Source organism: Blastomonas sp. UPD001 (assembly GCF_003426715.1).
Classification (GTDB): domain Bacteria; phylum Pseudomonadota; class Alphaproteobacteria; order Sphingomonadales; family Sphingomonadaceae; genus Blastomonas.
This window is the reverse complement of record NZ_QKVT01000001.1, coordinates 1198749-1204816: the sequence shown is the minus strand read 5'-3', so window position 1 is coordinate 1204816 and position 6068 is coordinate 1198749. Positions and strand designations below refer to the sequence as shown.

At 66.1% G+C, this 6068-nt stretch carries 7 protein-coding genes; 3 read left to right on the top strand and 4 right to left on the bottom strand.

Annotated features, from left to right (window positions below):
* Positions 1–70: 70 nt before the first annotated feature.
* Positions 71–1009: an isopenicillin N synthase family dioxygenase gene (locus DM995_RS05975; protein ID WP_116968813.1), complete on the bottom strand. Its 939-nt coding sequence runs from the start codon at positions 1007–1009 to the stop codon at positions 71–73.
* Positions 1010–1081: 72 nt separating this feature from the next.
* Here DM995_RS05975 and DM995_RS05970 point away from each other — a divergent pair, with 72 nt between their 5' ends.
* Together DM995_RS05970 and DM995_RS05965 are read left to right on the top strand one after the other, a co-directional pair.
* Positions 1082–1501, top strand: a complete 420-nt coding sequence (locus DM995_RS05970) for an EVE domain-containing protein (RefSeq protein ID WP_232824099.1) — start codon at positions 1082–1084, stop codon at positions 1499–1501.
* Between the two features lie 59 nt (positions 1502–1560).
* Positions 1561–1743: a CsbD family protein gene (locus DM995_RS05965; protein WP_116968812.1), complete on the top strand. Its 183-nt coding sequence runs from the start codon at positions 1561–1563 to the stop codon at positions 1741–1743.
* A 467-nt stretch (positions 1744–2210) separates the two neighbouring features.
* On the opposite strand, the gene DM995_RS05960 is transcribed toward DM995_RS05965, so the two are convergent.
* Both DM995_RS05960 and DM995_RS05955 read right to left on the bottom strand, forming a co-directional pair.
* On the bottom strand, positions 2211–3869 hold the full coding sequence (locus DM995_RS05960; protein ID WP_116968811.1) for a thiamine pyrophosphate-binding protein: 1659 nt from the start codon (positions 3867–3869) through the stop codon (positions 2211–2213).
* Positions 3870–3892: 23 nt separating this feature from the next.
* A complete protein-coding gene (locus DM995_RS05955; protein WP_116968810.1) occupies positions 3893–4942 on the bottom strand; it encodes an isoaspartyl peptidase/L-asparaginase family protein in 1050 nt (349 codons plus the stop codon).
* 137 nt (positions 4943–5079) lie between these two features.
* On the opposite strand from DM995_RS05955, the gene DM995_RS05950 reads away from it, so the two are divergent.
* The gene (locus tag DM995_RS05950) at positions 5080–5547 is read left to right on the top strand and encodes a GNAT family N-acetyltransferase (protein ID WP_023837827.1); all 468 of its coding nucleotides are present in this window, start codon (positions 5080–5082) and stop codon (positions 5545–5547) included.
* 3 nt (positions 5548–5550) lie between these two features.
* Here DM995_RS05950 and DM995_RS05945 read toward each other — a convergent pair.
* The coding region (locus tag DM995_RS05945) for a DUF1176 domain-containing protein (protein WP_116968809.1) at positions 5551–6068 on the bottom strand (518 nt) is incomplete at its 5' end.

Below are 6068 nucleotides of genomic sequence, written 5' to 3'. Positions count from 1 at the left end.
CGGCTGCAGCAGCGGCTGCGGAGGCTGCGGCGGCGGAGACTGACCCCCGCCGCGCGCAGGTGCAATAAGCTCAGGCCTTGACCAGGCCGATCTCGACCAGCCGCTCGTGCAGATAGTCATCGGCCAGAATCGCATCGGGATAGCGGTTGGGCCGTTCGGCGGTGATGCAGCCTTCGAGCGTGCGGATCGGGAAGTCCGATCGCAGGTGCAGGAAGAAGGGCATCGAATAGCGGCTGTAGCGCGCGCGATCGCCCGCGGGATTGCGCACGCGGTGCGTCGTCGAAGGCAGCACATGGTTGGTCAGCCGCTGCAGCATGTCGCCGACATTGACGACGAGCGCGCCTTCGGGCGGACGCATGTCGATCCACGATCCATCCCTGGCGAGAATCTCGAGCCCGCCTTCCTCGGCGCCCAATAGCAGCGTGATCAGGTTGATGTCCTCGTGCGCGCCCGCGCGAATCGCGCCTTCCTCGCCCTGGCTGGCGTCCATCGGCGGATAGTGGAGCAGGCGCAGGATCGAATTGCCCTCGTGCACCGCCGGTGCGAACCAGTTCGCATCGAGCCCCAGATAGACCGCGATGCGCGACAGGATGATGTTGCCCACCCGGTCGAACTCAGCGAACAGCGGCTCGAAGGTCTCGCGGAAATGCTCGGGGCGCTCGGGCCAGACGTTTTTCGGCATGGTGTGCGCGATCGGGCTTGCGGGATCGATCTCGCGCCCGACATGCCAGAATTCCTTCAGGTCATGCGCCTTGGCATCCTTGGCGATCTCGGTGCCGAATGGCGTATAGCCGCGCTGGCCGCCAGCCTCGCTGTCGTAATAGCGGCGCTTTTCTTCGGTGGGCAGCGCGAAGAATTCCGCGGTCTTGTCCCAGCCCTGGCGCACCAGCGCGGGGTCGAGGCCATGATCCTTGATCATCGCAAAGCCATAGGTCGAGAAACTGTCGCCGAGCTTCTGCGCGAGCGCGGCAGGTTCGTCGGTGAGCGAGAGAATGGGCAGTTGTATCATGATGCGGTCCGCAATAGCTGAGTCTCGAAGATCGAGCGATGCGCCCCCTTAGGCGCTCAGACGGGAAAAATCATGACCCAATATTGGCTGATGAAGTCCGAACCCGAAGAATATGGCTGGCACGATCTCGTGCGCGACGGCGAAGGGACATGGGACGGGGTGCGCAACGCGCAGGCCTCGAACAACCTGAAAGCCATGCGCGAGGGCGATCTGGCGCTGTTCTACCATTCGCGCACCGGACTGGAGGTGGTGGGGATCATGCGGGTGAGCGCGGCGGCGTTCCCCGACCCCAAGGACGAAAGCGGGCGCTGGGTCGCGGTCAAGGTGCAGCCGGTCGAGCCGCTGGAGCGCGCGGTGTCGCTCAAGGCGATCAAGGCCAATGCGAAGCTCGCCGAAATGGCGATCCTGCGCCAGTCGCGGCTTTCGGTTGCGGCGGTTACTAGCGATGAATGGAAGGAAATCCTGAACATGGCGGGGAACGGGTATTCCTGACCTGCGTAAGTACTCCGAAGGCAAGCCTCACTGTCTTGCTGAAAAGAAGGAGCGAAACCATGGGTGAACTCAAAGACAAGGCCGCAGGCGCTGGCAATGATCTGGCCGGTAAGGTCAAGGAAGGCATTGGTGCCGCGACCGACAACCCCGAACTCGAAGCCGAAGGCGAAGCGCAGCAACTCAAGGGCAAGACCCAGAAGCTTGCCGGCGACGTAAAGGGCGCGTTCGGCGACAAGGTGTGATCGGCTGATCTGCTTTGGCTGATACCAAGGAAACCGGCTCTCCTACGCTAGCAGGAGGGCCGGTTTTTTTGTGCGCAGGGTATTCAATCCCTCTTCCTCGATGGGAGAGGGCTGCGCAGACTTATAAGCGGAGAGAATGAGTCGAAGCCGGGTGAGGGTGAAAATGCGCCACCGTTAGCGCAAATCACCCTCATCCAGCTGCGCCTAGCCAGCAAGCTGGCAAGGCTTAGTAACCTTCTCCCATCAAGGGAGAAGGTTTGTTCGGTCAGCGCGCACATCCTTACCCCTCTCCCCTCGAGGGAGAGGGTTGCGCAGGCTTGGTGAGCGCAAGCGAACCTAGCCGGAGCTGGGAGAGGGGGTCGATGCGCCATCGCCAGCGCGCATCACCCTCATCCAACTGCGCCTAGCCGCGCTGCGCGCGGCAAGGCTTCGTATCCTTCTCCCATCGAGGGAGAAGGTCTGTCCGGTCAGCGCTTCCTCAGCCCCGAAACCGTCGCCCCGCTCGCCGCGATATTCTCGATCTCGGTCTTGAGGTGCAGCAGCTTCAGCCCCGGCTGCGCCAGCGCCTCGGCCAGCGCGGGGGCGAATTGCTCGGTGCGCTCGACCGTCGCCGCCCAGCCGCCATAGGCGCGCGCGAGCATCGCGAAATCGGGATTGTGCAGCGTCGTGGCGGAGAGCCGCGCGGGATATTCGCGCTCCTGGTGCATGCGGATGGTGCCGTACGCGCCATTGTCGATCACCAGCACCAGCAGGTCGGCGCCATATTGCACCGCGGTGGCCAGTTCCTGCCCGTTCATCAGGAAATCGCCATCGCCGGCCAGCGCCACGACCTTGCGGTGCTTCAGCCGCAGCGCCGCCGCGACGGCGGCGGGCACGCCATAGCCCATCGCGCCCGCGGTCGGGGCAAGCTGGCTCGGCTTTTCGCCATAGTGCCAATAGCGGTGCCACCAGCCCGAGAAATTGCCCGCGCCGTTGCAGATGACGGTATCGGCGGGCATCAAATCGCGCATCGCCTTGACGCACTGGCCGAGATCGAGCGCTGCCCCGGTCGGCTGTGGGTCGGAAAAGGCGAGCCATTCGGCATGCGCCTCGGCCCCACTTTCAAAATGCACCTCGTCCTCGTCCCACAGCGCGGCGGCTTCGGCGAACTCGTCCATATCGGCGCACAGCGGCAGGTCGGTGCGATAGACGCGACCGAGCTCGTTCGGATCGGGATGGACATGCACCAGCGTCTGGCCGGGATGTTCGGGCGTGATCAGCGTATAGCCATCGGTGGTCGCCTCGCCCAGCCGCGCGCCGAGCGCGAGGATCAGGTCCGCAGCCTTCACCCGCGCGACCAGCTTGGGGTTGGGGCCATAGCCGAGATTGCCCGCCCAGACCGGCGAGGCGTTGTCGAAGGCATCCTGCTGGCGGAAGGCGCAGGCCACCGGAAGGCCGATGCGCTCGGCGAAGATCTGGAAATGCGCGCGCGCCGCAGGGCTCCAGTCCGCGCCGCCGATGATCGCGATCGGCGCCTTGGCTTCCCCCAGCATCTCCATCAGCACCGCAAAGCCGTTCGGGCAGACGGGCTGCGCGGGGCGGGTGACGCGCGGGCGGTCGGCGGTCTCGACCACGTCCTTGAGCATGTCCTCGGGCAGCGCGAGCACCACCGGGCCGGGGCGGCCCGAGATCGCGACCGAAAACGCGCGCGCGACATATTCGGGGATGCGCGCGGCATCGTCGATCCGCGCCGCCCATTTGCACAAGGGCGCGAACATCGCCTGGAAATCGACCTCCTGAAAGCCCTCGCGGTCGCGCATGCCCCGGTCGACATCGCCGATGAACAGCACCATCGGCTTGCTGTCCTGCATGGCGACATGCGCGCCGATGCTGGCATTGGTCGCGCCCGGACCGCGCGTGACGAAGGCGACGCCCGGCCGCCCGGTCATCGCGCCATCGGCACAGGCCATGAAGGCGACGCCGCCTTCCTGGCGGCAGACCACGGTGTCGATTTGGGGCACGTCGTGCAGCGCGTCGAGCACCGCCAAGAAGCTCTCGCCCGGCACGGTGAAGATGCGGTCGCAGCCCTGCGCCACCAGCTGGTCCACCAGAATGCGTCCGCCGGTGCGGGGGGAATTGCCAGTCATCAAACGTCCTCGCCTGTTATTGCTTATTCGTCGCCATAGACCGCGACGCTGCGCGCGTCGTCGCTGCTGGCCATGCCACGATACATTCCCGGCGTATGGAAAGCATAGCCCTGATGGCCCCAGGGAGTGAGGTAGATCAGCCCGCCGGTGCCGCCGAGACCCACCATCTCGGCCATCACCGCATCGACGATCTCCTGCACCTCGTCCCCGGTCAGCGCGGTGGCGATCAGCTTCGCGCGTGCCGCCTCGTCGAGGATCGTGCCGCCGCGCTCGGCCTCGTGCGCGAGGAATTCGGCGCGCGCCTCGGCCTTCAGGCGGATGCGGGTGCAGATTTCGTGCGCGACGCCGACGCGGATGAAATATTCGCCCGCGCCGGTGGCGGAGATGGCGCACGAGCGGTCGTCGGCATAGGTGCCCGCGCCGATCAGCGGCGAATCGCCGATCCGGCCATAGCGCTTGCCGGTGAGCCCGCCGGTCGAGGTTCCTGCCGCGACATGCCCATGCACGTCACGCGCGACCGCGCCGACGGTGCCGTATTTCATGTCGATATCGAACCAGCCGCTGGTCTTCGCCTTCATCTCGTCGAGCTGGCGCTTGCGCTCGGGCGTGCCGAAATAGGCGTTCTCGACCTGCACCAGCCCCGATTCCGCCGAGAAGCGGTCCGCGCCCTCGCCCGAGAGCATCACGTGCGGGCTGTCCTCGAGCACCTTGCGCGCGAGCAGGATCGGGTTCTTCGTGTGGTGCGCGCGGGCGATGGCGCCTGCGGCGCGGTCGGCGCCGCTCATCACCGCGGCGTCGAGCTCGATCTTGCCCTCATAGGTATAGACTGATCCGTGTCCGGCGTTGAAATGCGGGTCATCCTCGAGCACGACGATCGCCGCCTGCACCGCGTCGAGCGCGTTGCCGCCAGCAGCAAGGACCGCCGACCCGGCGGCGAGCGCGCGCTCGAGCCCGGCGCGCGCGCCGGCTTCGGTCTCGGCGCTCAGCCGGCCGCGCTCGAACCGCCCCGACCCGCCATGGATGACCAGCGACCAGCGGCTTTCGCTGGTGGTGTCGGGCGGGGGGTTCGACATGGGGACAGCTCCGGATCAGGCGGGGATTGAGCCGCCGCGATTAGGCGGCTTTGGGGTCTCGCGCAAACTTTGTGTGGATTGTGCGCGCCTCTCATCGCAATGTCCGGGCGTGGAGAAAGGTTCCAGGGGGCTTGGACATGCAGCAGACGATCACCATCGAAGAAGACGACCTGACCGGCGAGGATATCGTCGCGCTGCTGCGTTATCATCTGGATCAGATGGTCCAGCATTCGCCGATCTGTTCGGTCCATGCCTTTCCGGTCGAGCGGCTGCGCGCGCCCGATGTCACCTTCTACGCGCTGCGCGTCGATGGCCAGCTCGCCGCGTGCGGAGCGCTGAAGCAGATCGACGAGAGCCATGGCGAGCTGAAATCGATGCGCACCGATCCCGCATTCCTGCGGCGCGGACTGGGCGAGGCGATGCTGCTGCACCTGATGGCAGAGGCGCGGGCGAGGGGCTATGCCCGGCTCAGCCTCGAGACCGGCAAGCCCGAGCCCTTCCACGCGGCGCACGCGCTCTATCGCAAGCACGGCTTTGCCGAATGCCCGCCCTTTGGCGATTATACCGAGGATCCGTTCAGCATGTGCATGACACGCACGCTGTGACGCTTACCTGACGACCGAGACCTCCGCGATCCAGACGCGTGGCCAGTCCCAGGCACCGCGGCAATCGTCCATGAGATGGCGTTCGACGAGGCGGAACTGCTCGCCGTCCCAGGCATAGCTGCTCGCCGTGCCGCAATCGCCGATGCCGCGGCCCTTGGCGAATTCGGACAGGGTGCCGGTGGCGGGGTCGAAGCTCGCATTGACCACCTGCGCCACCTGCTCCTCGTCGCCCCAGCCGGTCGGGGTTTCGAACTTCGCCTTGCGGAAGGTCCATTTCGCGTTCGGGTCTTCCATCGGGCGCTCGGCGATCATCACCGCCGATCCGAAATTGTAGGCGCCCGAATCGCACGCGATCAGCACCAGCGCCATATCCTTGCCGTTGCGCTGGCCGAGCGGCTCGACACGGTCCTCGGCGCCTTCCATGCGGTATTCGCAGCCGCTATCGGCGATGACCCTGGGATAGGCCTTCAGGTCGGGCAGCTCGATCAGGCTGGTCGCGGCGCGCGCGGTGAGTTGCGGCG

What these genes read in the sequence shown, in the direction of transcription:
- DM995_RS05950 (WP_023837827.1), top strand. Translation starts at nt 5,080, where the DNA reads ATGCAGCAGACGATCACCATCGAAGAAGACGACCTGACCGGCGAGGAT.
- DM995_RS05960 (WP_116968811.1), bottom strand. Translation starts at nt 3,869, where the DNA reads ATGACTGGCAATTCCCCCCGCACCGGCGGACGCATTCTGGTGGACCAG.
- DM995_RS05955 (WP_116968810.1), bottom strand. Translation starts at nt 4,942, where the DNA reads ATGTCGAACCCCCCGCCCGACACCACCAGCGAAAGCCGCTGGTCGCTG.
- DM995_RS05965 (WP_116968812.1), top strand. Translation starts at nt 1,561, where the DNA reads ATGGGTGAACTCAAAGACAAGGCCGCAGGCGCTGGCAATGATCTGGCC.
- DM995_RS05975 (WP_116968813.1), bottom strand. Translation starts at nt 1,009, where the DNA reads ATGATACAACTGCCCATTCTCTCGCTCACCGACGAACCTGCCGCGCTC.
- DM995_RS05970 (WP_232824099.1), top strand. Translation starts at nt 1,082, where the DNA reads ATGACCCAATATTGGCTGATGAAGTCCGAACCCGAAGAATATGGCTGG.